A 25,859-nucleotide genomic window follows, 5' to 3' on the forward strand; every position below is an offset into this window, starting at 1 on the left:
GTTGGACAGGTCCTGGGACCCGGCCGGGCCCCACCCTAACTTCCACTCCTCTTGGGACGGAAAAGCCCGCCGGCTGGTTGCAGCCGGCGGGCCTTCGTGATCTGTCTGTGACCTCAGTGGGCGTGCTCGCCCCGGTAGTACTCGAAAACGAGGCCCGCGAGGGCGATCGCACCGAGGGCGCCGCCGATGATCATCAGCCAGTAGGCGGCCATCGCCGCACCGAACACGATGATGGCGAGCGTCGCGCCGCACCACAGCGGCCACCACGAGTACGGCGGGAAGAAGCCGAGCTCGCCGGCACCGTCGGCGATCTCGCCGTCCTTGCGGTCCTCCGGGCGCGCCTCCATCCGCTTCGCGTGGAAGCCGAGGTAGAGCGACACCATGCCGGTCAGCAGCGTGGCCATGGTGAGCGCCGAGGTGCCCGTCCAGTCCAGGCCGTGCTCCGACGCGCCGGTGACCAGCGCGTAGGCCGGGGTGACCAGCACGAAGAAGATGGTGCAGGCCACGAAGATCCAGGTCTCGGACTTCATCAGGCGTCACCTTCCGTGTGCGTGGACTTGCCGGGGATGTGGACCGCGAGCTCGTCCTCGGACTCCAGCTCGAGCGCCGCGATCTCGGGGTGGTGCAGGTCGAACGCCGGGGACTCCGACCGGATCCGCGGAAGCACCGAGAAGTTGTGGCGCGGCGGCGGGCAGGACGTGGCCCACTCGAGCGAGCGGCCCCAGCCCCACGGGTCGTCGACCTCGACCTTGGGCGCCTTGCGGGTCACCCACAGGTTGAGGAACCACGGCACCATCGAGAGGCTCAGCAGGAACGCGCCCACCGTCGAGACCTGGTTGAGCGTCTCGAACCCGTCGGACGGCAGGTAGTCGGCGTACCGGCGCGGCATGCCCTCGACGCCCAGCCAGTGCTGGACGAGGAAGGTGGTGTGGAAGCCGATGAACAGCAGCCAGAAGTGGATCTTGCCGAGACGCTCGTTGAGCATCTTGCCGGTCAGCTTGGGCCACCAGAAGTAGAAGCCGGCGAACATCGCAAACACGACGGTGCCGAAGACCACGTAGTGGAAGTGGGCGACCACGAAGTAGGAGTCCGAGACGTGGAAGTCCAGCGGCGGGCTGGCCAGGATGACGCCGGTCAGACCACCGAAGAGGAAGGTGGTCAGGAAGCCGATCGACCAGAGCATGGGGGTGTCCATGCTGATCGAGCCGCCCCACATGGTGCCGATCCAGTTGAAGAACTTCACGCCGGTCGGCACCGCGATGAGGAAGGTCATGCCGGAGAAGAACGGCAGGTCGACCGCACCGGTGACGAACATGTGGTGGGCCCACACGGCGACGGACAGCACCGCGATGCCGGTCGTCGCGCCGACCAGGCCGACGTAGCCGAAGATCGGCTTGCGGCTGAAGACCGGCAGGATCTCGGAGATGATGCCGAAGAACGGCAGCGCGATGATGTAGACCTCGGGGTGCCCGAAGAACCAGAACAGGTGCTGCCAGAGGATCGCGCCGCCGTGGGAGGCGTCGAAGACGTGCGCGCCGAGCTGGCGGTCGGCTTCGAGCGAGAGCAGCGCACCGGCGAGGACCGGGAACGCGATCAGGACGAGCAGCGACGTGATGAGGGTGTTCCAGACGAAGATCGGCATCCGGAACATCGTCATGCCGGGGGCACGCATGCAGATGATGGTCGTGATGAAGTTGACCGCGCCGAGGATGGTGCCGAGACCGGCCATCCAGAGGCCCATGATCCAGAGGTCACCGCCGACGCCGGGGCTTCGGACGGCGTCCGACAGCGGCGTGTAGGCGAACCAGCCGAAGTCGGCGGCACCGAGCGGGGTCAGGAAGCCGGACGCGGCGATGAGGCCACCGAAGAGGAACAACCAGTAGCTGAACATGTTCAGTCGCGGGAACGCGACGTCAGGCGCACCGATCTGCAGCGGCATGATCGCGTTGCCGAAGGCGAAGAACAGCGGCGTCGCGAAGAGCAGCAGCATGATCGTGCCGTGCATGGTGAAGAGCTGGTTGTAGAGCTCCTCGTTGACGATCTGGTTGCCGGGGAAGGCCAGCTCCGCGCGGATGATCAGCGCCATCACGCCGCCGATGAGGAACCAGGCGAACGCCGTGACGAAGTAGAGCTTGCCGATCAGCTTGTGGTCGGTGGTCGTCAGCAGACGGTAGGCCAGCTGCCCCAACGGCCGGCGCCCGCTCGGGGTCGCGGTCGAGGGCGATGCGGTCGCGGTCACTGGTTGTCTCCTTCAGAATCAGCGCTGTCGCCGCCCACCTGGCCACCCTCGCCGCCGGGCTGGGTGTTGAGACCGTCCTGCGTGTAGGCCTCCGAGCCGCCGAGCAGGGGCTTCGTGGTCTCGCGACCCTTGTTCTGCAGGTCCTGGAGGTAGCTCGCGTAGTCGGCCTCGCTGACCACCTTGACGTTGAACAGCATGCGCGAGTGGTAGGTGCCGCAGAGCTCGAAGCACTTGCCCTTGAACTCGCCGAGGCGCGTCGGGGTGATCGCGTAGTGGTTCACACGGCCCGGGACGACGTCCATCTTCATGATGAAGGCGGGGACGCCGAAGTCGTGGATGACGTCGGGGCTGTGCAGGTTGAAGCGCGTGGTCTCGCCCACGGGCAGCACCAGCGTCGGGATGCGCTCCGCGGTGCCGGCCTCGTAGACGTAGCTGTCGTAGGGGAACTTCATGTCGGTCGGGTCGTCGTCGGCCGAGCCGTCGCGGGTGCCGATCCCGTAGTTGAACGTCCAGGACCACTGCTGGCCGACGACCTCGATCGTGTTGTCGACCTTGCCCTCGTCGAGCATGATGTTCTGGGTCCGGACCGTGTGGGTGAAGAACACGATGACCATGAGGACCGGCGCGATCGTGTAGAAGATCTCGATCGGCAGGTTGTAGCGCGTCTGGACGGGGATGTCCGCCTCGCTGCGGCGGCGGTAGCGCCAGATGGACCAGAAGATCAGGCCCCAGACGATGACTCCGGTGATCATCGCGGCGATCCAGGCGCCCTGCCACAGCGAGAGGTTGTGCTCGCCCTGGGCCGAGGCGGGATCGGGCATGGCCGCCCGCTTCCACTCGTCCTTCGTCTCCGACGAGCAGCCCCCCAGCAGTACGACGGCGGCGGCCAGCGCGACCAACAGGGACGTCTTCCCCGCCAGTCGCCGGCCCCCCGGCTTTCCGGGCAAGTGCAGACCCACGAACGAGCCTCTCTCTCGAGCATTCACGGCTTGGGTCCCGTACCCCTCTGCGGGGACGGGCTCACTGGTCGCACATTAGCGGAACCGCTCCCCCCGGCGGCCCGCGGGGTGGGCCTTAGGGTTGCGATGTGATCTATCCCGCGGTCTATCTCGACGCGGCGTCGGCGGAGCCTCTTCACCCGGCCGCACGAGACGTCCTGGCGGCCGGCGTGGAGCGTGGGTACGCGGATCCGCGCCGGCTGCACGGCCCCGGCCGCGACGCCCGGCTGCTGCTCGACAACGCCCGCGAGGTCGTGGCCGCCTCCCTCGGCGTGCGCCGCGACGAGGTCCTGTTCACGACCTCGGGGACAGCCGCCGTCCACGCCGGGCTGCTCGGGCTCGCGCCGTCGACGAACAGCGCCGTCGTCACCACCGCGGTCGAGCACCAGTCGGTCCTGGACGCCGCCTCGTGGGCGGGCCTGCCGGTCCGGTCCGTCGAGGTGGACGCGACGGGACGCGCCGACGCCGGCTCGGTGGCCGCGGCCACCCGTGCGGGGCGCACCGGCCTGGTCGTCGTACAGCAGGCGAACCACGAGGTCGGCACGGTCCAGCCGGTCGACGAGATCGCCGCCGGGCTCGACGGCGTGCCGCTCCTCGTGGACGCGTGCGCGTCCATGGGGCGGCTGCCGCTGCCGGCGGCGTGGACGGCGGTGGCCGGCTCCGCGCGCAAGTGGGGCGGCCCCGGCGGCGTCGGGGTCCTGGTCGTGCGTCGGACGGCGCGCTGGCGCTACCCCTTCCCGGCGCCCGACCCCACCGAGCGCACCGACCACGGGTTCACCCACGTGCCCGGGGCGCTGGCGGCGGCGGCCGCCCTCCAGGCCGTCGTGGCCGAGCGCGACGACGTGGGCGCGCGGCAGCGAGAGCTGATCGACCTCGTCCGCGCCCGGGTCGTGGCGATCCCCGACGTGGACCTGGTCGGGGACCCGGTCGAGCGGCTCCCCCACCTGGTGACCTTCTCGTGCCTCTACGTCGACGGCGAGGCGCTGGTGACCGAGCTGGACCGCCGCGGCTTCGGCATCGCCAGCGGCTCGGCGTGCGCCGTCGACACGCGCGAGCCGTCGCGCGTGCTCGGGGCGATGGGTGCGCTGACGCACGGCAACGTGCGGCTCTCCCTCACCCGGGACGCGACGCGCGAGGACGTCGAGCGGCTCCTCGACGTGCTGCCCGGTGTCGTGAGCGACCTGCGCGCCGAGGTGGCGCTGTGACGGTCGCCGCGACGACGCTGGACTGCCGCGGCATGCCCTGCCCGCGCCCGATCATCGAGCTCGCCCGGCACCTGACCGACGTCGAGCCGGGCGCGGTGCTGGGCGTCGCCTCCGACGACCCGGCGGCGCGGCACGACGTACCGGCCTGGTGCCGGCTCCGGCAGCAGGAGTACGCCGGCGAGGAGACCGCCCCCGACGGGGTGCCGGTCTACCTCGTCAGGCGTCTGAGCTGAGGCTCGCTCAGCCCAGGTGCGGGGCGACCTCCGCGGCCGCCTCCGTCCCGTAGCTCTCGCTCAGCCGGTCGAGGAACTGCTGGCTGGTGAAGGAGTACTCCTGGGTGCCGACGGTCTCGACGACGTACGCCGCCAGGGTGCAGCCCACCTGCGCCGACCGCTCCAGGCCGAGGCCCCACGCGGTGGCCGCGAGGAACGCGGCACGGAACGCGTCACCGACGCCCGTCGGCTCGACCGCCGCGACGTTCTTGCAGGCCGGCACGACGATCGGGTCCTCGCCGCGGCGGGTGATCCGCACGCCGTCGGCGCCGAGCGTGGTGACCTGGGTACCGACCCGGTCGAGCACCTCCGCGGCGCTCCAGCCGGTCTTGGACTCGATGAGGTGCGACTCGTACTCGTTGGAGAACAGCAGCGCGGCGCCGTCGACGAGCTGCTGGATCAGCTCGCCGCTGCCGAAGGCCAGCTGCTGGCTCGGGTCGGCGATGAACGGGTAGCCGTGCTGGCGGCACTCCTCGGTGTGGCGGAGCATGCCGTCCGGGTCGTCGGCGCCGATGAGCACGTAGCTCGGGTCGCCGACCTGCTTGACGATGGGGGTCAGCTCGATGAGCCGCGCCTCGGACATCGCGCCGGGGTAGAAGCTGGCGAACTGGGCCATCGTGTCGTCGGTGGTGCACACGAAGCGGGCGGTGTGCCGGGACTCGGACACATACACGTGGTCGCAGTTGACCCCGTGTCGCTCCAGCCACGACCGGTAGTCGCCGAAGTCCTCGCCGACCGCACCCACGAGCACCGGGGAGAGCCCGAGCTTGCCGAGGCCGAAGCAGATGTTGGCCGCGACGCCGCCGCGGCGGATCTCCAGGTCGTCGACGAGGAAGCTCACGGACAGCTTGTCGAGCTGCTCCACGACGAGGGAGTCGGCGAACTTGCCGCGGAAGGTCATCAGGTGGTCGGTGGCGATCGACGCGGCGATCAGGAGGCTTCCAGACACGTGCCGGAACACTACCCGTTGGTACCGCTTGGAGTACCCATCGGTAGTTCATAGCGTCGTACGCATGAGCGCTGCCGACCATGTCTCCGGACTGGCCTACGACGACCCTTCGACCCCGTCCGAGCTGACCGCCGACTGCCGTGCCGCCGGTGCCCGGCTGGCGCTGCCGGCCTCGTTCGACTCCGTCGCACGGGCCGCCGCGCGCGGCCCCGTGTCCCTTCGCTTCGAGGACTTCCGCGAGATGAGGAAGCCCGAGATCCACCCGACCGTCGCCGCCCGCCGTATCGCGGCCGCGCTGGACCTGGACCTCGACTGACCTCTCCTGGCCATCCCTCCCTGGATGCAACAGCCCCCGCCGGAAACCCGGCGGGGGCTGTTGTCTGCGGTGCGTGTGCGACTCAGTGGAACGAGTCGCCGCAGGCGCAGGAACCCGTGGCGTTCGGGTTGTCGATCGTGAAGCCCTGCTTCTCGATGGTGTCGACGAAGTCGATCATCGCGCCGTTGAGGTAGGGCACGCTCATGCGGTCGACGACGACCGACACGGAGTCGAAGTCGGTGACGACGTCGCCGTCGAGGGTGCGCTCGTCGAAGAAGAGCTGGTAGCGCAGGCCGGAGCAGCCACCGGGCTGCACGGAGATGCGCAGCGAGAGGTCGTCACGACCCTCCTGCTCCAGCAGGCTCTTCACCTTGGCGGCCGCCACGGGGCTCAGGTTGATGCTGTCGGCGCGGCGCTCGAAGGTGGTGTCGGTCATGGTGGCTCCCTGTGTGGTGGGTGCGGGGTCTGTCCTTCGCTCCAATCCTAAGTCATCGACGGTTATTCCTCCTCACCGCGACCAGCTGCGCGCGACCCGCTCGGCGAGTGCCTCCAAGGACCCCGCCGGGTCGGCGAAGGCCCGCTCCTCCCCCACCGTCTCGAGCAGGGAGTAGGCCGACTCGATGCCGAGCGCCCGCATCTCCCGGGCCCCCACGTCGACCCTGCCCGCGAGCAGGACGCAGGGCCGGGCCACCTCGGCCGCGACGTCGGCGACCCCGGCGGGCACCTTGCCGGAGCGGCTGGAGAAGTCGAAGGCGCCTTCGCCGGTGACGACCAGGTCGGCCGACCGCGCGCGGTCGCGGAGCCCGACGGCGTCCGCGACGAGCGCGAGCCCCGGTCGGCGCTCCGCCCCGAGCAGCAGCAGCCCGTAGCCGAGCCCGCCGGCGGCGCCGGCGCCCGGCGCGAGGGCGAGCCGTCGGTCGGCCGCGGCCGCGAGGTCCTGGAGCGCTCCGTCCAGCGCGGGCAGCTGCTCCTCGGTCAGCCCCTTCTGCGGCCCGTAGACCTTCGTGGCGCCGAAGAGCCCGGTCAGCGGGCTGTCCACGTCGCTCGCCGCGATGATCTCCACGCCGGGAGGCGTCGGCACGGTGACCTTCGTGATCCCGGTGAGCGCCGCGCCGCCGCCGTCCAGTGGTCGGTCGGCGGTCGCACCGAGCGCCGCGAGCAGGCCGGCCCCGCCGTCGTTGCTGCCGCTGCCGCCGAGCCCGACGACGACCCGCCGGGCGCCGGCGTCGACCGCCGCGAGGACGAGCTCGCCGACGCCGTACGTCGTGGCCGACTCGGCGCCGCTCCCCCCGGTGATCGCGAGTCCGCACGCCTGGGCTGACTCGACGTAGGCGGTCTCCTCGACCACCAGCACCGTGGCCGGGACCGGCCCGCCGTGTGGTCCGGTGACGGTGACGGCGAGCAGCTCGCCGCCGAGCGTCGCGTGCAGCACGTCGACGAAGCCCGGTCCGCCGTCCGCCATCGGGACCAGCTCGAGCTCGTCGCCCGGCGCGTGGCGGCGCCAGCCGGTCCCGATCGCCTGCGCCGCTTCGACGGCCGTCAGCGTCCCGGCGAACTTGTCGGGAGCCACGAGGATCCTCATGGCGAGCACCCTAGGGCGTCCGGCCCGGCCCCTAGGGTGTGCCGGGTGGAGATCAGGCCGATGCGCGGGAGTGACGTGGCCGTCGCCGAGTCGCTCAGCGACGAGGCGTTCGCCGCGTTGCCGCAACGCTCCGCGGGCGCCGCGCGGTCAGCCCGGCGTACGAGCGCACACTCCGCGGCGTGGGTGCGCCGGACCACGCACCTGGTCGGGACCGACCCCGGCGGCTGCTGGGTCGCCGAGGACGAGGGTCGGATGATCGGCTTCGCGACGTCGTTCGTGCGGGAGACCACGTGGTTCCTGGCGACGTACGCCGTCCGCCCCGACCGGCAGGGCGGCGGCATCGGCACCGCGCTGCTCGCCGCCGCCATGCACCACGGCCGAGCCTGCCTGCACGCCATGCTGTCCGCCTCGGAGGACCCGCGAGCGGTACGCCGCTACAAGCTGGCCGGCTTCGACCTGCACCCGCAGATGCACCTGACCGGCACGGTCGACCGGACGACCATCCCGGTGATCGAGAAGGTCCGCGACGGGAGCGCCGCCGACATCGACCTGCTGGACTCGCTCGACCGCGCGACCCGCGGCGCTGCGCACGGTCCCGACCACGAGCTCCTGCTCGCCGGCGGCCGACTGCTGGTGTCCGACACCTCGACCGGGTCCGGCTACGCCTACGTCGAGGCGACGGGCCGCGTCGTCCTCCTCGCGGCCGGCAACCGTCGGACCGCGTCGAGACTGCTGTGGGCGGCGCTGGCCGACCTTTCGGGACCGGTGGTCGTCCCGAACCTCACCGCCGCCAACCAGTGGGCCCTCGACGTGGGGGTCGCCGCCCGCCTGCAGCTGGGTCAGGGCGGTTACCTCGCACTGAAGGGCCTGCGGGCGCCGGCTCCTTACATCCACCACAGCGCGCTGCTTTGATGACCGGGTGAGCATCTTCCGCCGCAAGCCGTCGGAGTCCGACCGCATCGCCGCCTTCTGGACGTGGTGGTCTGAGGAGGGTGCGACGTTCTGCGCGGACGCGCTGGCCGGGCGCGACGTCGAGCGCATCGTGCCGGTGCTCGGCCCCAGGGTCGACCGACTCCACGACGACCTGGCGTGGGAGCTGGTGGCGGGCACCGTCAGCGAGCACGCGCTCGTCGTCTCCGCCGAGGGGACGCCGGAGCTGCGTGCACTGGCACGTCGGTGGCTGCTCGCCGCCCCGCCGGCGACGGAGACCTGGTCCTACAGCGACGTCCGACCCCCGCTCCCCGATCCGGACGACGCCTCGATCGGTCTCGACGGCGGCCTGCCGCTCGCGCTGCGCGACGTCACCGTCGCGGCGCGTCGGGTCGGCACCCGGCTCGACGTCACGGTGCACCACCCGTCGTTCGCCGACGCCCCCGCGGAGGCACGTCTGCGGCTCGCCCTGCTCGCGCTCGATGCGACGATCGGCCAGACCGCCGTGGAGCTGTGGATCGGCGAGATCACGCCGAGCGAGCTGAGGCCCCGTGACGGCTTCGGGCTCGCCCCGCTCCGCGTGTTCGTCGAGCGGATGCAGAGCGAGTACGTCGACCAGGACGGCGCCCCCTCCTGGCTGCTGCTGCGCGGCGAGGGGCCGCGGGGCCCGGTCCAGGCGGCCGTCACGGTCCCGCTGCACCCCGCTGTGTCCCCGTTGCTCACCCACCACGTCGGCGTCCTGGTGCCCTACGCGCAGCGCGACGAGGAGGGGTTGCCGACCGGCACGTCGCTCGACGGGCTGCGCGCGCTCGACCAGCGCATCGCGGAGCTCCTCGGACCGGACGGCCGGGTCGTGGCGCACGAGTCGGCCGCCGGCGTACGGCTGCTGCACGTGTACGCCGACGGGGCGACCGACGCGCCGGCCCGGCTCCGTCGCGAGCGGCTCGAGTGGGCCGAGGGGACCGCGGAGGTGGAGGTCGCCGCCGACCCGGGGTGGGACCGGGTCCGGCACCTGTCGACCTGACCGTACGATTCCGCCATGACGACCGTCGACCTCCCGCTGCTGCCGCTCGGCCGCGGCATCGACCTCGACTCCGAGCGGGGCGTCGAGTGCCCCGGGGACCTGCCGCCCGCCTCGGACCCCGCCCTCGTCGAGCGCGCCCGGGCTGCCAAGGCGGCGCTCGGAGACCGCGTGTTCGTGCTCGGCCACCACTACCAGCGCGACGAGGTCATCGAGTTCGCCGACGTCACCGGCGACTCCTTCAAGCTCGCCCGCGACGCGGCCGCGCGGCCGGAGGCGGAGTTCATCGTCTTCTGCGGCGTCCACTTCATGGCCGAGTCGGCCGACATCCTCACCTCGCCGGCGCAGAAGGTCGTGCTGCCGGACCTCGCCGCTGGTTGCTCGATGGCCGACATGGCTCGCCTCGGGCAGGTCGAGGCCGCGTGGGAGGCGCTCACGGCTGCCGGGATCGCCGATCAGGTCGTGCCGGTGACCTACATGAACTCCAGCGCCGACATCAAGGCGTTCTGCGGTCGCCACGGCGGCGTCGTGTGCACGTCCTCCAACGCGCAGACGGTGCTGGAGTGGGCGTTCGAGCAGGGGACGAAGGTGCTCTTCCTGCCCGACCAGCACCTCGGTCGAAACACGGCGGTGCTCAAGCTCGGGATCCCGCTCGACAAGTGCGTCGTCTGGGACCCACGGCAGCCGAACGGCGGCCTGACCGCCGAGGAGCTCGCCGACGCGACGATGATCTTGTGGAAGGGCCACTGCTCGGTGCACGGCCGCTTCTCCCCCGACACCGTCGACGCCCTGCGCGAGACGATCCCGGGGATCCAGATCCTGGTGCACCCCGAGTGCCAGCACGAGGTCGTGCTCAAGGCCGACCTGGTCGGGTCGACCGAGTTCATCATCAAGACGATCGAGGAGGCGCCGGCCGGCTCCGCCTGGGCGATCGGCACCGAGCTCAACCTGGTCAAGCGGCTCGCCGCCCGGCACCCGGACAAGAGGATCGTGTTCCTCGACCGCAACGTCTGCTACTGCTCGACCATGAACCGGATCGACCTGCCGCACTTCGTCTGGGCGCTGGAGTCGCTGGTCAGCGGTGTGGTCCCCAACGTCATCGAGGTCGACGCCGACACGGAGCACCACGCCAAGGTGGCCCTCGAGCGCATGCTCGAGCTGCCGGGCAAGATCGAGAAGGACTGACTCAGCGCGGGAGCCGGACCCGGATCGTGGTGTCGCCGGGGCGGCTCTGCAGCGCGACCGTGCCACCGTGCGACTGCACGATCGCCTGGACCAGCGCGAGTCCCAGGCCGGCACCGGACTCGCCGCCGCGGTGCCGTGACTCGTCACCGCGCACGAACCGCTCGAAGGCGCGCGCCGCGATGGAGGGCGGGAAGCCGGGGCCGTCGTCGTGCACGTCGAAGCCGTCGGCCAGCACCCGGACCGTGACCGTCGTGCCCGGCGGCGTGTAGCGGGTCGCGTTGCCGAGCAGGTTCGTGACCACCTGGTGCAGCCGCTGCTCGTCGCCGGGTACGAGGACGCCGGCATCCGACTCGGGGTCCGCGCTCGCGGGGAGCACCAGCTGCCAGCGGCGCTCGGGGTCGACGACGCGGGCGTCGGAGGCGGCCTCGATGAGCAGCCGGGTCAGGTCCACCGGGTGGTGCTCCAGCGGCCGGCCGGCGTCCAGCCGCGCGAGCAGCAGCAGGTCCTCGACGAGCGAGGTCATCCGGCCGGACTCCTCCTCGACCTTGGCGAAGGCGACCTTGGCCGCCTCCGCGTCCTCGGGGTGCTGCCGGGCCAGCTCGGTGTAGCCCCGGATCGTCGTGAGCGGCGTCCGCAGCTCGTGCGAGGCGTCGGCGACGAACTGCCGCACCTGCTGCTCGCTGCGGTGCCGCGCGGCGAGCGACGACTCCACGTGCTCCAGCAGCGTGTTGAGCGCGTTGCCGACCTGACCCACCTCGCTGCGGGCGTCGGTCAACCGCTCCGGCACGCGCTCGGTCACCCCGATGTCGCCGGTGTCGAGCGGGAGCCCGGCCACCGTGTGCGCGGTCGCAGCGACGTCACGCAAGGGGCGCAGCTGCCGTCGTACGACGAACGTGCCGGCGCCGGCCGCGGCGACGATGCCCAGCAGCGTGAGCAGCGCCTCCCAGCGGAGGAGCCCGGCGATGGTGTCGTCGACGGTCTTGGTCGGCAGACCGGTGACGAGGGTGACGACCTCCTGGGTCTGACCGACCTGCAGCGGGAGGTCGCGGGCGGTCACCCGATAGCTGCCGTGACCGGGCACCTCCACGGTGTGGACGTTCCCGTCGACCGGGACGCCGTCGAAGTTGTCGAGATCGGTGATCGTGTCCTCGTCGTTGACGTCGCGGCTGTAGATCTGTCCCTGCGCACGCACTGAGCTGCCCTCTCCAGGGAGGATCACCTGGAGGGTCCCGGGCGCGACGTTGCGCGAGCTGGGCGGGCCCGGGCGGCCGAGCGACCGCACGTCGGCGTCCAGACGGTCCATCAGCTGGCTGCGCATCGCCAGGGTGGTGACCGCGCCCATGAGCACGCAGACCACCGCCACCAGCGCCACGGCGGTGACGACCAGGCGCGACGTGAGCGTCGCGAAGAACCTCATCAGGTGGCCGGCTTGAGGACGTAGCCCGCGCCACGGAGCGTGTGGATCATCGGCTCCCGGCCGGCGTCGATCTTCTTCCGCAGGTAGGAGATGTAGAGCTCGACCACGTTGGCCTGGCCGCCGAAGTCGTAGTTCCAGACCCGGTCGAGGATCTGCGCCTTCGACAGCACCCGTCGCTGGTTCCGCATCAGGTAGCGCAGCAGCTCGAACTCGGTCGCCGTCAGGCTGACCTCGTCCTCGCCCCGGAAGACCTCGTGGCTGTCCTCGTCCAGGCGGAGGTCGCCGACGGTGAGGACCGAGCTCGTGGTCTGCCGCCGGGCACCCGCTCGGCGCATCAGACCGCGCAGCCGGGCGACGACCTCCTCGAGCGAGAACGGCTTGGTGACGTAGTCGTCGCCGCCCGCGGTGAGGCCGGCGACGCGGTCCTCGACGGCGTCCTTGGCGGTGAGGAAGACGACGGGCAGGTCCGGCTGGGACATGCGGACCCGGCGCAGGACCTCGAGCCCGTCGAAGTCGGGCAGCATCATGTCCAGCACGACGGCATCGGGCTCGAAGTCCTTCGCCGCCGCGACCGCCTTCGCGCCGGTGTGCGCCATCTGGACCTGCCAGCCCTCGTAGCGCAGCGCGAGACCGATCAGCTCCGCGATGTTGACCTCGTCGTCGACGACCAGCACCCGGAGCGGGGAGCCGTCGGGGCGGGACAGGGTGTCGCTCTCGGTCATGGCTCCACCCTGCCGGGCGTGTCTGTGAGAAACCTGTGACATCTCTGTGCCGCGGATGCGGGTCGGGGCCGGCCCGATCCCGTGCCGGCCCCGATGCCGCGACCCGTCAGCCGCGGCCGTCGAAGCCACCCCCGCCGGGGAACGCGCCGCCCCCGGACGGGCCCCCGCCGGTGAAGCCGCCGAGCCCGCCGGCGCCGCCGAAGCGGCGCTGGTTGGTCGTGGACCCCCCGCTGGGCAGCGCCTCGTCGAGATCGGCCAGGACGACCCGCTGGCCGGCCTTCAGGCCCTCGGAGATCTGCGTGCGGCTCCGCCCGACGACTCCCGTCGTCACCCGTACGCGGGTCGGGGTGCCGTCGTCGAGCACGGTGACGCTGCCGTTGCTCACGGCGCTGGTCGGCACCGTGACGACGCCGGACGCCGTCCCGATGACGATCGCGACCGAGGCGGTGCCGCCGCTCGGCAGGTCCAGGCCGCTGTCGTCCAGCGTCACGACGACCGGGTACGTCGTCGTGCTGCTCGAGTCGCTCGGCTGCGGATCGATCCAGGTGACCTTCGCCGGGAGCGCCTTGTCCGCGCCGGCGGGGGTGACCGCGGCCGCCTGGCCGACCTCGAGCTCGGCCAGGTCGGTCGAGCTCACGCTGAGCTGCGCGGTGGTGGTGCCCTCGCCGACGAGGCTGACCGCGTCGGTACCGGCGCTGGCGGAGTCGCCGGCACCGACGTCGACGGCGACGACCTTGCCCGCGTTGGGCGCCGTGATGACCGCGCCGGCCAGCGACTGCTGGGCTTCGACGAGCGCGGCCTTCGCCTCGTCGATCTTCGCCTGGTCCGACGCGAGCGTCGCGGCCGTGACCGTCCTGGCGGCGCCGCCCGACCCACCGACGGACTCCGAGCCGCCCGTCGACGCGGGCGACCCGCCGGTCGCCGTCGCGGTCGTGCTGCTCACCTTGGTGCTCGCCTTCGTGCTCGCCTTCGTGCTCGCCTTCGTGCTCGCCTGGGTGCTCGGCGTGGTGCTCGTCTTGGTGCCGCTGGACTTCGTCCCGCTCGAGCCGCTCGTCGACCCCTGGCGCAGTGCCGCGACGGCGTCGTCGAGCGTGCCGCCGAGCGTCTCGAGGGCGCTCTGCAGGTCGTCCTGGGCGGCCTTCACGGACTGCTGGGCGTCCTGGACCGCCGCGAGCGCGTCGGTGCAGGCATCGTCGGTGGCCGAGGAGCCCTGGGTGCTGCCCGATCCGGTCGTCTCGCCGGCACCGTCACCGTCGCCCCCACCGGATCCGGTCCCGTCCGGGTCCGTCGTGTCACCGGAATCGTCACCGGAGCCGGTCTCGCCTCCCGCGAAGGCGTCCTTGCAGGCCTCCGTCTGGGCCGCGAGCTCGTCCTCGGCGCCGGTCAGCGCAGACGTGGCGGCCGACTGCGCCGACGTCACGGCCTGCTGCTCCCGGGCCAGCTTGGCGAGCGCCGCCGTCACCGCGGGCGGCACCTGGACGGTGGCCCCACCGGAACCTGACCCCGCTCCCCCACCGGTCGAGCCGCCGGTCGAACCGCCGGTCGAGCCGCTCGGCGTCGACCCCGAGGGAGCCGAGCCCGAGGGGGCCGCGGAACCCGAGCCTCCTGACGACCCCGATGACCCGGACGAGGTCGACGAGGTGGCCGTGCTGACCGTCGACGCCTGCGTGTCCTCGTCGGACTCGAGCTGGGCCCTGGCGGAGGCCACGTCCGCGCGCGCCTTCTTCACCGCCGCCTCGAGCGACGTCTTGTCGAGGCGCGCGAGGACGTCGCCGGCTGCGACGGTGTCGCCGGCCGAGACCGTCACCTTGCTCACGGTGCCGGACGTGGCGAACGAGAGGTCGACCCGCCCGCTCTGCGTGAGGGTGCCCGAGAGCGTCAGCGACTGGTCGACGTCGCCGCGGGCCGCCAGTGCGGTGCGGTAGTTGCCGGCCGCGTCGGCGTTGCCGGCGTACGCCGCCCAGCCGCCGCCGGCCAGCGCCAGGACGAGTCCGCCAGCGATCGCGTGCCGGGGCCGCAACCGCCTCACGAGCTGGCTCCCTGCCGGCCGCCGAACCCGCTCCCGAACCCGCCACCGAACCCGCCGGTGCACTGACCGTTGACGGCATCGCTGATCGTGATCCGCTGCGCCGTGACGGCTCCGGTGTCGTCGCTCTGGCCGTTGGCGCTGACGCACTTGCCCACGGCGAGGACCTTGGCCGTCGCCGTCTTGGTGGTCGTGTAGGTCGTGTCGGCGGTGACCGTGACCTCGACCGTGGTCGACGTGCTCGACCCACTGCTCGCTCCGGGCGTCTGCGACATCACCGTCAAGGTGTTGCCGGTGGCGCCGAGCACCTTCCCGAACGCGCCGAACATCCCGCGGCGACCGCCGGGCCCTCCGCTGGGCGCACCGTCCGGCGCACCGTCGGGCGCACCGTCGGGGGCGGCGCTCGGCAGGTCGGTCGGCATCCCGCTCGGGGCACCCGACGGCCGGTCGGCCCGCGACCCGCCGAAGCCGCCGTCGCAGGACCCGTTCTGGGCGGCGGTGATCCGCACGGACGCCGCGGTGATCGCCGTCTGCTGGGTGTCCGCAGCGCCCGAGCCGCTCGAGGAGCTGTCCTGCACCGGCATGACGACCACGCAGCTGCCGGCGGCCACATCGCTCAGCTTGGCGGCGACCTGCGCGGTGAAGGTGGTCGAGCCCGTGTAGGTGACGGCGGTCTGGCCGGACTGGCCCTGCACCTGCAGCGTCTTGCCGCTGATGGCGGCCACGAGGCCGTTCGCCCCGGGGAAGCGGCCGGAGCCCTGGCCACCGGCCTGCCCGCCACCGGCGTACCCGCCCTGCTGGCTGCCCGGCTGGCTGCCCGGCTGGCCGTCGGTCGCCTGCGAGTCGTTGCCACCGCCGCACGCCGTGAGGGAGAGCATCAGCACACCTGCGGAGGCGGCCAGGACGGGACGAGCGAGCTTCATGGGTGTTCCTTTCACGGCGCCGGTCACTCGGACCGCAGCGCGTCGATGGGGGTGAGACGGGCGGCGCGGCTGGCGGGGTAGACCCCGAAGCCGATGCCCAGCGCCAGGGAGGTGCCGAGGGCGGCACAGGTGGCGAGCGTCGAGAGCGACACCGGCTGGTCGATCAGCGACGGCAGCACGAAGGAGCCGACGTAGCCGATGACGACGCCGATCACGCCGCCGCAGAGTCCGAGCAGCGAGGCCTCGACCAGGAACTGCCGCCGGATGACCGCCGGGGTCGCGCCGAGCGCCTTGCGCAGGCCGATCTCCCGGATCCGCTCGGTCACCGAGACCAGCATGATGTTCATGACGCCGATGCCGCCGACGAGGAGCGAGATGGCGGCGATGCCGCCGAGGAGGACGGTCAGGGTCTTGTTGGTCGAGTTGGCCGTCTCGACCAGGGAGTCCTGGGTCGAGATGCTGAAGTCGGCCGTGCTCGCCGTCACGCCGTGCGCGTTGAGCAGCAGGGCGTTGATCTCCTGGTAGGCCGCGGACAGCGTGCTCCCGGAGGTCGCCTCGACGTAGATGGTGCTGACCGCCGAGGTGGTCGAACCGGTCAGCCGCTTCTGCGCGCTGATCGGGAGGATCGCCTGGTCGTCCTCCGAGGAGCCCGTCGACGACGACCCGCTGGACGCGAGGACCCCGATGACGGTCAGCGGGGTCCCGTCGACGCTCACCTGCTGCCCCACCGGGCTCTGCGGGGTGGCGAACAGCTCCGAGGCGGTGTCGGCGCCGAGCACGACGACGTTCGCCGCCGACGTCACCTCGGCGCTCGTGAAGAACCTGCCCTCGCTGACGGAGCGGGCCCTGACCTCCGGCCAGGCGGCGGTCGTGCCCACGACCGACGTCGTCCAGTTGGTCTGACCCGCGGTCAGCGAGGCCGAGCCCGAGGAGACCGGCGCGACCTTGTCCGCGTCCGGGACCACGGCGCGATCGCCGATCGACTGGGCGTCCTGGAGGGTCAGCGTCGTCGAGGAACCGAAGCCGCCGCGTACGCCGGACGAGCTGGTGCTCGACCCGGGAGACACGATCAGCAGGTTGCTGCCCAACGCGCTGATCTGGTCCTTCACCTTGTCCTGCGCACCCTGCCCGAGGCCGACGGTGAGGATCACCGACGAGATGCCGATGACGATGCCGAGCATGGTGAGCAGCGAGCGGAGCCGGTGGGCACGCACCGCGTCGGTGGCGGTGCGGAAGGTCTCCCTCCAGTTCATCGGGCACCCACCAGTCGGTCGTCGGTGATGAGTCCGTCGCGGATCACCAGGTTGCGGTCCGCTTGTGCCGCCACGTCGTGCTCGTGGGTGATCAGCACGATGGTGCGACCGCTGCCGTGCAGCTCCTCCAGGAGGCCGAGAACGGCCTCGGTCGAGCCGGAGTCCAGGTTTCCGGTCGGCTCGTCGGCGAGGATGATGTCGGGCTCGGTGACCAGCGCGCGGGCCACCGCCACACGCTGCTGCTGGCCGCCCGAGAGCTCGCCGGGTCGGTTCTCGACCCGGTCGCCCAGCCCTACCTTCTCGAGCGCAGCGACGGCACGGTCGCGACGATCGGCCCGCGGCACGCCGGCGTACACGAGCGGGAGCTCGACGTTGCGCCAGGCGGGGAGCGAGCTGAGGAGGTGGAACTGCTGGAACACGAAGCCGATCCGCCGGTTGCGGACCTCGGCGAGCTGCGCCTCGGTCATGCGGGACACGTCCTCGCCGCCGAGCAGGTAGGTCCCTTCGGTGGGGGTGTCCAGGCAGCCGAGCAGGTTCATCAGCGTCGACTTGCCGGAGCCGGAGGGCCCGATGACGGCGACGTACTCGCCCCCGGCGATCTGCATGTCGATGCCGCGCAGCGCCTCGAACTCGATGCTGCCCGAACGGTAGGTCTTGCGCACGCCGCTCAGGTCGACCACGGGAGCGTTCACTGGGGGAAGCCCCCGCCCGCGCCGCCGCCCGGGAAGCCCCCGCCGGGGAAGGCGCCCTGACCGCCGGGGAACCCACCCTCCTGCTGGTTGCTGCCGGTGCGGTTGCTGCGGTTGCTGCGGGTGCCGGCGCCCGAGGGCAGGGTGAAGCCGGGCACCTGGACGGTGTCGCCGGACTTCAGGCCGGAGAGGACCTGCGTCTGGGCGCCGTAGGTCTGCCCCACCTCGACGGTCGTCCTCGTCGCCTTTCCGCTCACCATCTTGAGGACGTACGTCGTGTCGCCGCTGGACTTCAGGGCGCGGCTCGGGACCACGAGCACGTCGGGCGTCTGCTTGACGACGATCGACGCGGTCGCCGAGGTGCCCGCGAACAGGTCGTTGCGCTGACCGGTCACGGCGATCGTGACCGGGAAGACCGCGGCGCCGCTGCTGTTGGTCTCGGCGACCAGACCGACGCTCTGCACGGTGCCGTAGACCGTGTCGTTCACGCCCGTCACGGTGATGTTGGCCTGCAGGCCCTTCTTCACCTGGGCGACGTCGGAGCTGGCGACCGTGGCGTCGACGACGTAGGTGCCGTTGGAGACGACGGTGACCGCGGTGGTGCTCGAGGTCGAGGTCGAGGCGCTGGACGACGCGGAGCCGAGGCCGCCGCTGCTGCCACCCGCGCTGCCGTTGCTGCTGCCGCCGGAGCTCCCGCTGCCGACCGTGTCACCGACCTCCAGGCCGACGGAGGTCACCGTGCCGGAGATGGTCGACCGGAGGACAGCGTCGTCCACGGCCTGCTCGGCCTCGTCCAGCGACGCCTGGGCGGACACGACCGAGGTCTGGTCGGCCGCGACCTGGACGTCGGAGGCGTTGGCGTCCTCGTCCTCGGAGAGCTGCGCCCGTGCGGCGTCGAGGGTGCTCTGTGCAGCGGTGCGCGCGGCCTCGAGGGCAGTCGCGTCGACCTCCGCCAGTCGCTGGCCCTTCTTGACCTTGTCGCCCGCGGCCACCCAGACGTGGGTGACGCGGCCGGAGACGCCGAAGTCGAGGTCGGCCGTCTTCGCGGCCGCCACGGTGCCGGACGCCGACACCGTCTGCTGGATCGTGGTGGAGCTGACCTGCGCTGTGGTCGCGGCCGTTGCTGCCGCTCCGTCGTCGCTGCGGAACAGCAGCCAGCCGCCGCTGCCCGCGACCACCACGAGCGCGACCGCCGTGACCAACCACCAGGTGCGCCCGCGGCGCCGTTTCTTCAGGAGTCTCCATCGCACGGGCAGAGGCTCGCGGACCGGGCTGTGCCGGTCGTCAGGTGAACCTGTGCTGGACCTGTGGAAGCCTCAGGAGCCTCACAGGCCCGGTGCGCCCCACACCGCGAGCCAACGGCCGAGGTCCTGCTCCATCGGCAGCTCGCCGGCCAGGGCGTCGCGCACCTGCAGCTCGAGCAGGTTGTCGCGGGCCTTCGCCGCCTGCGGGGCGAACGGGTAGAACGTGCCCTGCTTGTAGAGGTAGACCAGCCCGATCGTGCGCCCGTCGGCGCCGGTGAACGGCACCAGCGAGCAGAGCAGCCCGGGGCCGAACCCCTGCTCCTCGAGGGTCGAGTTGACGGCGTGGAGGCCGGTGCACAGCGAGGTGAGGTCGGGGTTGGCCGGATCGACCGGGTCGTGGTCGAGCTCGAGCCAGGTGAAGCCGAACTCGTCGGCGGTCGTCGTGACCCGGGGCGCGTCCGACCCCTCGGAGACGAGGGCGACCAGGTCTGCCTGGGTGGTGGCAAAGCCTGACCCGGCCGCGCCCCGGTAGCAGACGGAGCCGTCACCGGTCGCGACCAGGCCGAGCGTCGTCTGCAGCGTGATCGCGGCGCTCGGCACCAGGAAGAGCGAGTCCAGCTTGGCCTGCTTGGGCTTCGACCGCCCGGTGATCGTGTCCCAGAACCCCATCAGTCCGCCGGCCTGCCGAGCTCCGCCTCGATCTTGGCCAGCTGCTCGAGCCGCTGCTCGAGCGACGGGTGCGTCGAGGTCAGCGTGCGCAGCGAGACGCCGCTGACCGCCGGGGCGATGAAGAAGGCGTTCATGGCCTGGCTCTGGCGCAGGTCGGCGGTCGGGATCTGGTTGATCTCGCCGGTGATCTTCTGCAGCGCGCTGGCCAGCGCTCGCGGCTTCATCGTCAGCTGAGCACCGGCGCGGTCGGCCGACAGCTCGCGGTAGCGGGACAGGAGCCGGAGCAGCAGGAAGCTGACGGCGTAGACCACCATGCTGACGACGAGCACGATCAGCCAGATCGGCAGCCCGTTGTTGTCGTTGCCGCGGCGCCGGTCGCCCCCGCCGAAGATCGCGCCGTACTGCGCACCGCGCGTCAGCATGCTCGCGATGATGCCCGCCGACGAGGCGACCGTCATGACGAGGACGTCGCGGTGGGCGACGTGGGAGAGCTCGTGGGCGAGCACGCCCTCGAGCTCCTCGGCGGTGAGCCGGCGCATGATGCCCGTGGTCACGACGACAACCGAGCGGTTCGGGGAGCGGCCGGTCGCGAAGGCGTTCGGCAGGTCGGTGTCGGCGACGCCGACGCGCGGCTTCGGCATGTCGGCGAGGGCGCAGAGCCGCTCGATCATGCCGTGCAGCTCGGGCGCCTCCTCCGGCGAGACCTCGCGGGCACGCATCGCCTTCATCGCGACGGTGTCCGACTGGTACCACTGCCACCAGGCGACCCCGAGGCCGATCAGGCCGATGAAGGGTGCGTACTGGGGCGGGAAGATCGCGATCAGCACCGCGATCAACGCGACGAACAGTCCCCCCAGCAGGACCATCACCAAGGTCATCCGCGTGGAGAGCCCCGCGTCTCCCGCGAACCGTGTGCGTGCCATGAGGCAAGTCTCCTTCATTCCGCAACCGGTGGGGTGCGGTCCTCCCCGGAAAGCCGACGTCGGTTCACCGAGCGTTCCTCTTTCCTCCCTGCAACGGACAGGACCCATCCATAGGTTCCCTTTCGTTCGCAACGGAAAGGTTCTCGGCATGGAGCGGACCCCCGCAGTTCGGGCGCGTGGGATCAGCAAGTCCTTCGGCGACGTCCTCGCCCTCGACGGCGTCGATCTCGACGTCCCGGAGGGCCAGGTGCACGGGCTCGTCGGACCCAACGGCGCTGGCAAGACGACCCTCCTCGGGCTCCTCCTCGGCCTGGCGGTCGCCGACTCCGGCACGCTCGAGATCCTCGGTACGCCGGTCGGCCGGGTGCTCGCCGTACCGGAGGGTGTCGCGGGGTTCGTCGACGGGCCCGGCCTCTACCCGTCGCTGACCGCCCGCCAGAACCTGGCGGCGCTGGCCACCCTGCGCCGCTTCGGGCCCGATCGGGCACGCGAGGTGGACGAGGCGCTGGCCTCGGTGGGGTTGAGCGACGTCGCCGACGACCGCGTGCGCGGCTTCTCCCTCGGGATGCGCCAGCGGCTCGGGCTCGCGGCGGCCCTCATCACGCGGCCGCGAGTGCTGGTCCTCGACGAGCCGGCCAACGGCCTGGACCCGGCCGGGAAGCACCACGTCCACGGCGTCATCCGCCGGCTGGCCGACGACGGCGTGGCGATCGTCCTCTCCAGCCACCGGATGGACGACCTCGCCGCGCTCTGCTCGGAGGTCACCATCCTGGCCACCGGCCGCGTCGTCTTCGCCGGGCCGGTCGCCAAGCTGGCCTCCGAGAGCGGCGACCTCGACTACCGGGTGCTGACCTCCGACCCCGCTACCGCGCGAGAGGTGGCGACCGCCACGCCGGGCCTGCGCCTGGTGACCGCCGACGGGCTCCAGCGGCGCAGCGAGGCGCTCGTCGTGCGCGGCGCCGTACAAGCCCTCGACGAGCTCGTCGTGCGGCTCGTCGGCGCGGGTGTGGCGGTGCGCGAGCTGGCCCCGGTGGTGACGCCGTTGGAGGCGGCGTTCCTCGCCCTCACGGGCATCGACCCTGCTCGGGACGCGGGCAGGGAGGAGGTGGGGTGACCACCGTCGTCGCACCGCTCGGGGACGTCGCTCGGCCGGCCGCCGTCCTGCCCGGCTTCCGCTTCGAGCTCGCCAAGCTGCTCTCGCAGTGGCGCATCCGCGTCGTGCTGCTCGTCTGCTGGCTGGCTCCCGCCGGGTTCGTCGCGGTCGTGAGCCGCCAGTCGTCGCTGCCGACCGACACCGTCTTCGGACGGTGGATGCTGGCCACCGGCTGGGCCGGATCGCTGGTCGTGCTCGCCTTCGCCTGCAGCTGGGCGCTGCCGCTGCTGACCTCGCTCGTCGCCGGCGACGTGTTCGCCGCCGAGGACCGCCTCGGCACCTGGCGGCACCTGCTCGTCGCCGTCCGCTCGCCGCGTCGCATCTTCCTCAGCAAGGCCCTCGCCAGCCTCACCCTCATCGTCCTCATGTTGGCCGGCCTGGCCGTGTCGAGCATCGTCGGCGGGCTGGCCGCCGTCGGCAGCCACTCCCTCGTGGGACTCGACGGTCACCTGCTTCCGACCGGTACGGCGGCCCGCACCGTGGTCCTCGCCTGGCTGTGCGTGCTGGCCCCGACGCTGGCCTTCGCCGCGGTCGGCCTGCTCGGCTCCGTCGTGCTCGGCCGCTCGCCGATGGGCCTGCTGGTGCCGGCGGTGCTCGCGCTGGGGATGGACCTGGTCCTGATGCTGCCGGTGCCGGTCGCCGTACGGCTGGCGCTGCCGAGCAACGCCTTCCTCGCCTGGCGCGGGCTGTTCACCGACCCGGGCCAGACCGGCCCGCTCGTCGTGGGCATCGTCGTGAGCCTGGCCTGGGCGGCGGTCGCCACGGCACTCGCCTACCTGCTCTTCCTGCGCCGCGACTTCACGGACTTGGCCTACGACGGCGCCGGCCGGCGCGCCCTCCTCGTCGCGGCGCTCCCGCTGGCCACCCTCGTCGCGGTCACGGTCGGTGTGGTGTCGCTCTCGACCCCGGCCCGAGGATCGGGGATCGAGAAGGACAAGCTCGATGCCTCCCTGGGGACGGCGTTCGCGCACCTCTACCGCCTGCAGACCGAGGAGCTGCACCGCCCGGCCGTGACCGAGGCGCAGCTCTCCGCGAAGGCGGACTGCGACAAGGGCGGCACCCGCGTCGACGACCACGGCGCCGGCAACGACTGGCGCTGCGTCGTGTCGTGGCGCCTGCCCGGCTCGACCGCCGTGGGCGCCGCGATCTACCAGCTCGACGTCACGGCCGATGGCCGCTACGTCGCCGACGGCGACGGCCCCAAGGAGGTGAACGGCTACTTCCAGGTGCGGACACCGCACGGTGACGCACCCAACCCCCTCTGGCAGCTCGACGGCTCCGTCGACCTGCTTCATCACAGCTGAGAAGGGAAAGACCCATGCAGGTAACGCGACGACGCGTTCCAGATGTCCGTCTCGGGCTCTTCGGCAAGCGGCGGCTCCGCCTCGCGATCGCCGGCACGGCCGCCCTGGCGGTCGCCGGTGGCGGCATCGCCTACGGCTCCACCACGATCTTCGACCACCAGCAGGTCGGCACCGAGTACGCCAACGGCCTCCAGGTGTCCGCCGACCAGGTCATCAAGCCGATCGGCGACCGGCTCTCCACCGTCTACGGCAAGTTCATGGCCTCGGCCCCCAGCCCCGACGGCCGTTTCCTCGCCGTGACCAGCACCGACCGCTCGGTCGCCGTGCAGATCTTCGACCTGTCGACCTACCAGCTGGTCTGGCGGGCCGGCACCGCCGCGGGCGTCAACCAGAAGCTCACCGACAACAGCGTCGGGCAGGAGGCGCCGACGTACTCGCCCGACGGCAAGTTCCTCTGGATCTCCCAGACGAACGGCGTGACCCGGTTCCCGGTCAACGCCGACGGCAGCCTCGGCACCCCGACCAGCTTCCCGATCGCCGCCGTGGACGGGCACTCAGCCCTGCCCGGCCAGTCGGCCTACTCCCCCGACGGCTCGACGCTCTACGTGGCCGTCAACGGGCAGAACCGCGTGCTCGCGCTCGACCCTGCCACGGGCGCGATCAAGCAGACCTGGACGGTCGGCACCGCGCCCCGCCAGCTCGCCTTCGTCGGCAGCAAGCTCTACGTCAGCAACGAGGGTGGCCGCGCCGCGAAGCCCGGCGAGACGACGATGGACTCCTACGGGACCGCCGTACCGGCCGACGGGTTCCGGGGTACGTCGACCACCGGCACGCTCAGCGTCATCGACACCACCCAGCCCGCCGCGGCGGTGCGCTCGATCGGCGTCGGCCTGCACCCCACCGCGCTGAAGGTGGCCGGCAACGCGCTCTTCGTCACCAACTCCTTCGACGACACCGTCTCCGTGGTCGACACCCAGCGCGACAAGGTCGTGCAGACGATCAACACCCAGCCGTGGGCGGGGTCGAAGGTCGGCTACCAGCCCAACAGCGTCACCCTGACCAAGGACGGCCACCTGCTGGTCACCCTGGGCCGGGCCAACGCGGTGGCCGTCTACCGCTACCACGGCAACCCGCAGGAGCCGGTCGACTTCATCGGGCTGCTCCCGACCGACTACTACCCGGCCGAGGTCACCACCGCCGGCGACCAGGTCGTCGTCACCAACACCCGCGGCATCGACGCCCGCGGCCCGCTGCTGAGCTTCACGCAGGGCACCGGTACGACCAAGGCGACCGGCCACGGCACGCACGGCACCACCGGCTCGCTGACGCGGTTCACGCTGCCCAGCGACCGGAAGATCGGCGACTACACCAGGACCGTCTTCGCCCAGAACGGCTGGGGCGCCAGCGGCACCGACGTCAAGCAGGCGACGGGCAAGAAGGTGAAGGCGGTCCCCGTCCCGAAGCGGATCGGCGACCCGTCGACGATCAAGCACGTCTTCCTCCTGGTCAAGGAGAACCGCACCTACGACCAGGTCTACGGCGACCTGACGGAGGGCAACGGCGACGCGACCCTCGCCCAGTTCGGCGCGCAGGTGACCCCGAACCAGCACGCGCTGGCGAAGCAGTTCGGGCTCTACGACAACACCTACGACATCGGCACCAACTCCGCCGAGGGCCACAACTGGCTGATGCAGGGCGACAACCCGGAGTACACCGAGTCCAGCGCCGGCGAGTACGTCCGCAGCTATGACACCGAGGAGGACGTGCTCGGTCACCAGCGCTCGGGCTTCCTGTGGACCGCCGTCCAGCAGGCCCACAAGACCGCGCGGAACTTCGGCGAGTTCGAGTACACCGAGGGCAAGCCCTCCGGCACCTGGCAGCAGTACTACTGCGCCAGCAAGAGCGTCGACGCCGGCGGCGACCCCGCCCAGCTGACGTCGCCCGAGCTCAAGGGCAACTACGGCTCGGTGATCCCGTCGCTCAACGCCATCAGCAACCCGACCTCGCCGCCGTTCGACACCGCGATCCCGGACATCTACCGCTACCAGATCTGGAAGCAGGAGTTCGAGAAGAACGGTCCCGCGAACTTCAACATGATGTGGCTCTCGAGCGACCACACGGGCGGTACGGCGGACCCGCGGGCCCAGGTCGCCGACGGCGACCTCGCCGTCGGCCGGATCGTCGACGAGATCTCCCACAGCAAGTGGTGGAAGGACTCGGCGATCTTCGTGGTCGAGGACGACAGCCAGGCGGGCGCCGATCACGTCGACGGCCACCGCGCGCCGATCCAGATCATCAGCCCGTGGGCGCAGCACGGGAGGACCGACAGCCGGTTCTACGCCCAGATCACGATGGTCCGGACCATCGAGCAGATCCTGGGTGCCCAGCCGCTGAACCAGAAGCTGGCCGCCGCGACGCCGATGACGACCGCGTTCCAGTCCAAGCCGGACTACACGCCGTTCGACGCCGTACCGAACCAGATCCCGCTGACCGAGGGTGTCGCCACGCCACCGGCCTGCGGTCCCGACACGCTCGGCCTGACCGGCGCGGCCGCCCAGAAGCTCAAGGCCCAGCAGGCCCAGGCCACCGCAGTGCCGGACGACAAGACGGCGATCGCCGCCCAGTGGAACAAGTGGAAGTCCCAGCAGAAGCTCACGGGCAACGGGGCGCGGGCCGACTACGCGGCGCCCGAGCTGATGAACCGCTTCACGTGGTACCAGACCCACAGCTGGAAGGTCCCCTACCCGGGTGACAGCCAGGTCTATGCCCCGTCCGAGGTCCCCGGCGGCGCCATTCCGTCGCCCGACAACGACTGAGGCTCCTGCAGCACCCACGACGG

24 protein-coding genes are annotated in these 25,859 nt (G+C 71.7%); 9 read left to right on the top strand and 15 right to left on the bottom strand.

The annotated features are described in order from the left end of the window. Positions 1-113 precede the first annotated feature (113 nt). The 3 genes from QDS12_RS21655 to coxB are packed head-to-tail and all read right to left on the bottom strand — an operon-like array spanning position 114 to position 3,198. Entirely contained in the window at positions 114-530 is a 417-nt protein-coding gene (locus QDS12_RS21655) for a cytochrome c oxidase subunit 4 (RefSeq protein ID WP_279883042.1), read from the bottom strand. Next, positions 530-2,239: a cytochrome c oxidase subunit I gene (gene ctaD, locus QDS12_RS21660; RefSeq protein ID WP_279883044.1), complete on the bottom strand. Its 1,710-nt coding sequence runs from the start codon at positions 2,237-2,239 to the stop codon at positions 530-532. Before ctaD ends, QDS12_RS21655 begins: the two co-directional genes overlap by 1 nt. Then, entirely contained in the window at positions 2,236-3,198 is a 963-nt protein-coding gene (gene coxB, locus QDS12_RS21665; protein WP_279883046.1) for a cytochrome c oxidase subunit II, read from the bottom strand. Before coxB ends, ctaD begins: the two co-directional genes overlap by 4 nt. A gap of 128 nt (positions 3,199-3,326) precedes the next feature. Between coxB and QDS12_RS21670 the strand changes: the two genes are divergently transcribed. Beyond that, positions 3,327-4,442: an aminotransferase class V-fold PLP-dependent enzyme gene (locus QDS12_RS21670; protein WP_279883048.1), complete on the top strand. Its 1,116-nt coding sequence runs from the start codon at positions 3,327-3,329 to the stop codon at positions 4,440-4,442. Next, the gene (locus QDS12_RS21675; protein ID WP_279883050.1) at positions 4,439-4,675 is read left to right on the top strand and encodes a sulfurtransferase TusA family protein; all 237 of its coding nucleotides are present in this window, start codon (positions 4,439-4,441) and stop codon (positions 4,673-4,675) included. The genes QDS12_RS21670 and QDS12_RS21675 overlap by 4 nt, the downstream gene beginning before the upstream one ends. Positions 4,676-4,682: 7 nt before the next feature. Here QDS12_RS21675 and QDS12_RS21680 read toward each other — a convergent pair whose 3' ends face one another. Further along, complete coding sequence (locus tag QDS12_RS21680) at positions 4,683-5,663, bottom strand: carbohydrate kinase family protein (protein ID WP_279883052.1); 981 nt, start codon at positions 5,661-5,663, stop codon at positions 4,683-4,685. 64 nt (positions 5,664-5,727) lie between these two features. Here QDS12_RS21680 and QDS12_RS21685 point away from each other — a divergent pair, with 64 nt between their 5' ends. Beyond that, positions 5,728-5,979, top strand: coding sequence for a hypothetical protein (locus tag QDS12_RS21685; RefSeq protein ID WP_279883054.1), 252 nt, complete (start codon positions 5,728-5,730; stop codon positions 5,977-5,979). Between the two features lie 82 nt (positions 5,980-6,061). Here the strand turns inward: QDS12_RS21685 and erpA are convergent, their stop codons facing one another. Both erpA and QDS12_RS21695 read right to left on the bottom strand, forming a co-directional pair. Then, the gene (gene erpA / locus QDS12_RS21690; protein ID WP_192681187.1) at positions 6,062-6,415 is read right to left on the bottom strand and encodes an iron-sulfur cluster insertion protein ErpA; all 354 of its coding nucleotides are present in this window, start codon (positions 6,413-6,415) and stop codon (positions 6,062-6,064) included. 72 nt (positions 6,416-6,487) lie between these two features. Continuing rightward, a complete protein-coding gene (locus QDS12_RS21695) occupies positions 6,488-7,561 on the bottom strand; it encodes a glycerate kinase (protein ID WP_279883056.1) in 1,074 nt (357 codons plus the stop codon). Between the two features lie 45 nt (positions 7,562-7,606). Here QDS12_RS21695 and QDS12_RS21700 point away from each other — a divergent pair, with 45 nt between their 5' ends. The 3 genes from QDS12_RS21700 to nadA are packed head-to-tail and all read left to right on the top strand — an operon-like array spanning position 7,607 to position 10,697. Further along, positions 7,607-8,473, top strand: coding sequence for a GNAT family N-acetyltransferase (locus QDS12_RS21700; protein WP_279883057.1), 867 nt, complete (start codon positions 7,607-7,609; stop codon positions 8,471-8,473). A gap of 7 nt (positions 8,474-8,480) precedes the next feature. Next, positions 8,481-9,515 (top strand): DUF695 domain-containing protein, encoded by a 1,035-nt coding sequence (locus QDS12_RS21705; RefSeq protein WP_279883059.1) that lies wholly within the window; start codon positions 8,481-8,483, stop codon positions 9,513-9,515. Positions 9,516-9,530: 15 nt separating this feature from the next. Beyond that, complete coding sequence (gene nadA, locus QDS12_RS21710; RefSeq protein WP_279883061.1) at positions 9,531-10,697, top strand: quinolinate synthase NadA; 1,167 nt, start codon at positions 9,531-9,533, stop codon at positions 10,695-10,697. 1 nt (position 10,698) lies between these two features. Here the strand turns inward: nadA and QDS12_RS21715 are convergent, their stop codons facing one another. The 9 genes from QDS12_RS21715 to htpX form a co-directional block, all read right to left on the bottom strand. Further along, positions 10,699-12,114 carry a HAMP domain-containing sensor histidine kinase gene (locus tag QDS12_RS21715; RefSeq protein ID WP_279883063.1) on the bottom strand — a complete coding sequence of 472 codons (1,416 nt, stop codon included), beginning with the start codon at positions 12,112-12,114 and terminating at the stop codon, positions 10,699-10,701. Next, a complete protein-coding gene (locus QDS12_RS21720) occupies positions 12,114-12,836 on the bottom strand; it encodes a response regulator transcription factor (RefSeq protein WP_279883065.1) in 723 nt (240 codons plus the stop codon). The genes QDS12_RS21715 and QDS12_RS21720 overlap by 1 nt, the downstream gene beginning before the upstream one ends. A gap of 106 nt (positions 12,837-12,942) precedes the next feature. Further along, on the bottom strand, positions 12,943-14,865 hold the full coding sequence (locus tag QDS12_RS21725; protein ID WP_279883066.1) for an HlyD family efflux transporter periplasmic adaptor subunit: 1,923 nt from the start codon (positions 14,863-14,865) through the stop codon (positions 12,943-12,945). Beyond that, on the bottom strand, positions 14,862-15,785 hold the full coding sequence (locus QDS12_RS21730; protein ID WP_279883067.1) for a DUF5666 domain-containing protein: 924 nt from the start codon (positions 15,783-15,785) through the stop codon (positions 14,862-14,864). The genes QDS12_RS21725 and QDS12_RS21730 overlap by 4 nt, the downstream gene beginning before the upstream one ends. 23 nt (positions 15,786-15,808) lie before the next feature. Next, on the bottom strand, positions 15,809-17,038 hold the full coding sequence (locus tag QDS12_RS21735) for an ABC transporter permease (protein WP_279883069.1): 1,230 nt from the start codon (positions 17,036-17,038) through the stop codon (positions 15,809-15,811). After that, entirely contained in the window at positions 17,035-17,730 is a 696-nt protein-coding gene (locus tag QDS12_RS21740; RefSeq protein WP_347882195.1) for an ABC transporter ATP-binding protein, read from the bottom strand. Before QDS12_RS21740 ends, QDS12_RS21735 begins: the two co-directional genes overlap by 4 nt. Then, positions 17,727-18,977 (bottom strand): biotin/lipoyl-binding protein, encoded by a 1,251-nt coding sequence (locus QDS12_RS21745; RefSeq protein ID WP_279883071.1) that lies wholly within the window; start codon positions 18,975-18,977, stop codon positions 17,727-17,729. The genes QDS12_RS21740 and QDS12_RS21745 overlap by 4 nt, the downstream gene beginning before the upstream one ends. Before the next feature lie 75 nt (positions 18,978-19,052). Then, positions 19,053-19,640, bottom strand: coding sequence for a hypothetical protein (locus QDS12_RS21750; protein WP_279883073.1), 588 nt, complete (start codon positions 19,638-19,640; stop codon positions 19,053-19,055). Further along, positions 19,640-20,563 (bottom strand): zinc metalloprotease HtpX, encoded by a 924-nt coding sequence (gene htpX / locus QDS12_RS21755; RefSeq protein WP_279883075.1) that lies wholly within the window; start codon positions 20,561-20,563, stop codon positions 19,640-19,642. The genes QDS12_RS21750 and htpX overlap by 1 nt, the downstream gene beginning before the upstream one ends. A 148-nt stretch (positions 20,564-20,711) precedes the next feature. Here htpX and QDS12_RS21760 point away from each other — a divergent pair, with 148 nt between their 5' ends. The 3 genes from QDS12_RS21760 to QDS12_RS21770 are packed head-to-tail and all read left to right on the top strand — an operon-like array spanning position 20,712 to position 25,836. Further along, positions 20,712-21,677, top strand: coding sequence for an ABC transporter ATP-binding protein (locus QDS12_RS21760; protein ID WP_279883077.1), 966 nt, complete (start codon positions 20,712-20,714; stop codon positions 21,675-21,677). Beyond that, on the top strand, positions 21,674-23,020 hold the full coding sequence (locus QDS12_RS21765; RefSeq protein ID WP_279883079.1) for an ABC transporter permease: 1,347 nt from the start codon (positions 21,674-21,676) through the stop codon (positions 23,018-23,020). The genes QDS12_RS21760 and QDS12_RS21765 overlap by 4 nt, the downstream gene beginning before the upstream one ends. A 14-nt stretch (positions 23,021-23,034) precedes the next feature. After that, the gene (locus QDS12_RS21770) at positions 23,035-25,836 is read left to right on the top strand and encodes a bifunctional YncE family protein/alkaline phosphatase family protein (protein ID WP_279883080.1); all 2,802 of its coding nucleotides are present in this window, start codon (positions 23,035-23,037) and stop codon (positions 25,834-25,836) included. Positions 25,837-25,859: the final 23 nt, after the last annotated feature.

The organism is Nocardioides sp. CER19, from assembly GCF_029846275.1.
Classification (GTDB): Bacteria; Actinomycetota; Actinomycetes; order Propionibacteriales; family Nocardioidaceae; genus Nocardioides.

What these genes read in the sequence shown, in the direction of transcription:
- nadA (WP_279883061.1), top strand. Translation starts at nt 9,531, where the DNA reads ATGACGACCGTCGACCTCCCGCTGCTGCCGCTCGGCCGCGGCATCGAC.
- QDS12_RS21685 (WP_279883054.1), top strand. Translation starts at nt 5,728, where the DNA reads ATGAGCGCTGCCGACCATGTCTCCGGACTGGCCTACGACGACCCTTCG.
- erpA (WP_192681187.1), bottom strand. Translation starts at nt 6,415, where the DNA reads ATGACCGACACCACCTTCGAGCGCCGCGCCGACAGCATCAACCTGAGC.
- QDS12_RS21655 (WP_279883042.1), bottom strand. Translation starts at nt 530, where the DNA reads ATGAAGTCCGAGACCTGGATCTTCGTGGCCTGCACCATCTTCTTCGTG.
- QDS12_RS21760 (WP_279883077.1), top strand. Translation starts at nt 20,712, where the DNA reads ATGGAGCGGACCCCCGCAGTTCGGGCGCGTGGGATCAGCAAGTCCTTC.
- QDS12_RS21715 (WP_279883063.1), bottom strand. Translation starts at nt 12,114, where the DNA reads ATGAGGTTCTTCGCGACGCTCACGTCGCGCCTGGTCGTCACCGCCGTG.
- QDS12_RS21720 (WP_279883065.1), bottom strand. Translation starts at nt 12,836, where the DNA reads ATGACCGAGAGCGACACCCTGTCCCGCCCCGACGGCTCCCCGCTCCGG.
- QDS12_RS21735 (WP_279883069.1), bottom strand. Translation starts at nt 17,038, where the DNA reads ATGAACTGGAGGGAGACCTTCCGCACCGCCACCGACGCGGTGCGTGCC.
- htpX (WP_279883075.1), bottom strand. Translation starts at nt 20,563, where the DNA reads ATGGCACGCACACGGTTCGCGGGAGACGCGGGGCTCTCCACGCGGATG.
- QDS12_RS21730 (WP_279883067.1), bottom strand. Translation starts at nt 15,785, where the DNA reads ATGAAGCTCGCTCGTCCCGTCCTGGCCGCCTCCGCAGGTGTGCTGATG.
- QDS12_RS21750 (WP_279883073.1), bottom strand. Translation starts at nt 19,640, where the DNA reads ATGGGGTTCTGGGACACGATCACCGGGCGGTCGAAGCCCAAGCAGGCC.
- QDS12_RS21695 (WP_279883056.1), bottom strand. Translation starts at nt 7,561, where the DNA reads ATGAGGATCCTCGTGGCTCCCGACAAGTTCGCCGGGACGCTGACGGCC.
- QDS12_RS21770 (WP_279883080.1), top strand. Translation starts at nt 23,035, where the DNA reads ATGCAGGTAACGCGACGACGCGTTCCAGATGTCCGTCTCGGGCTCTTC.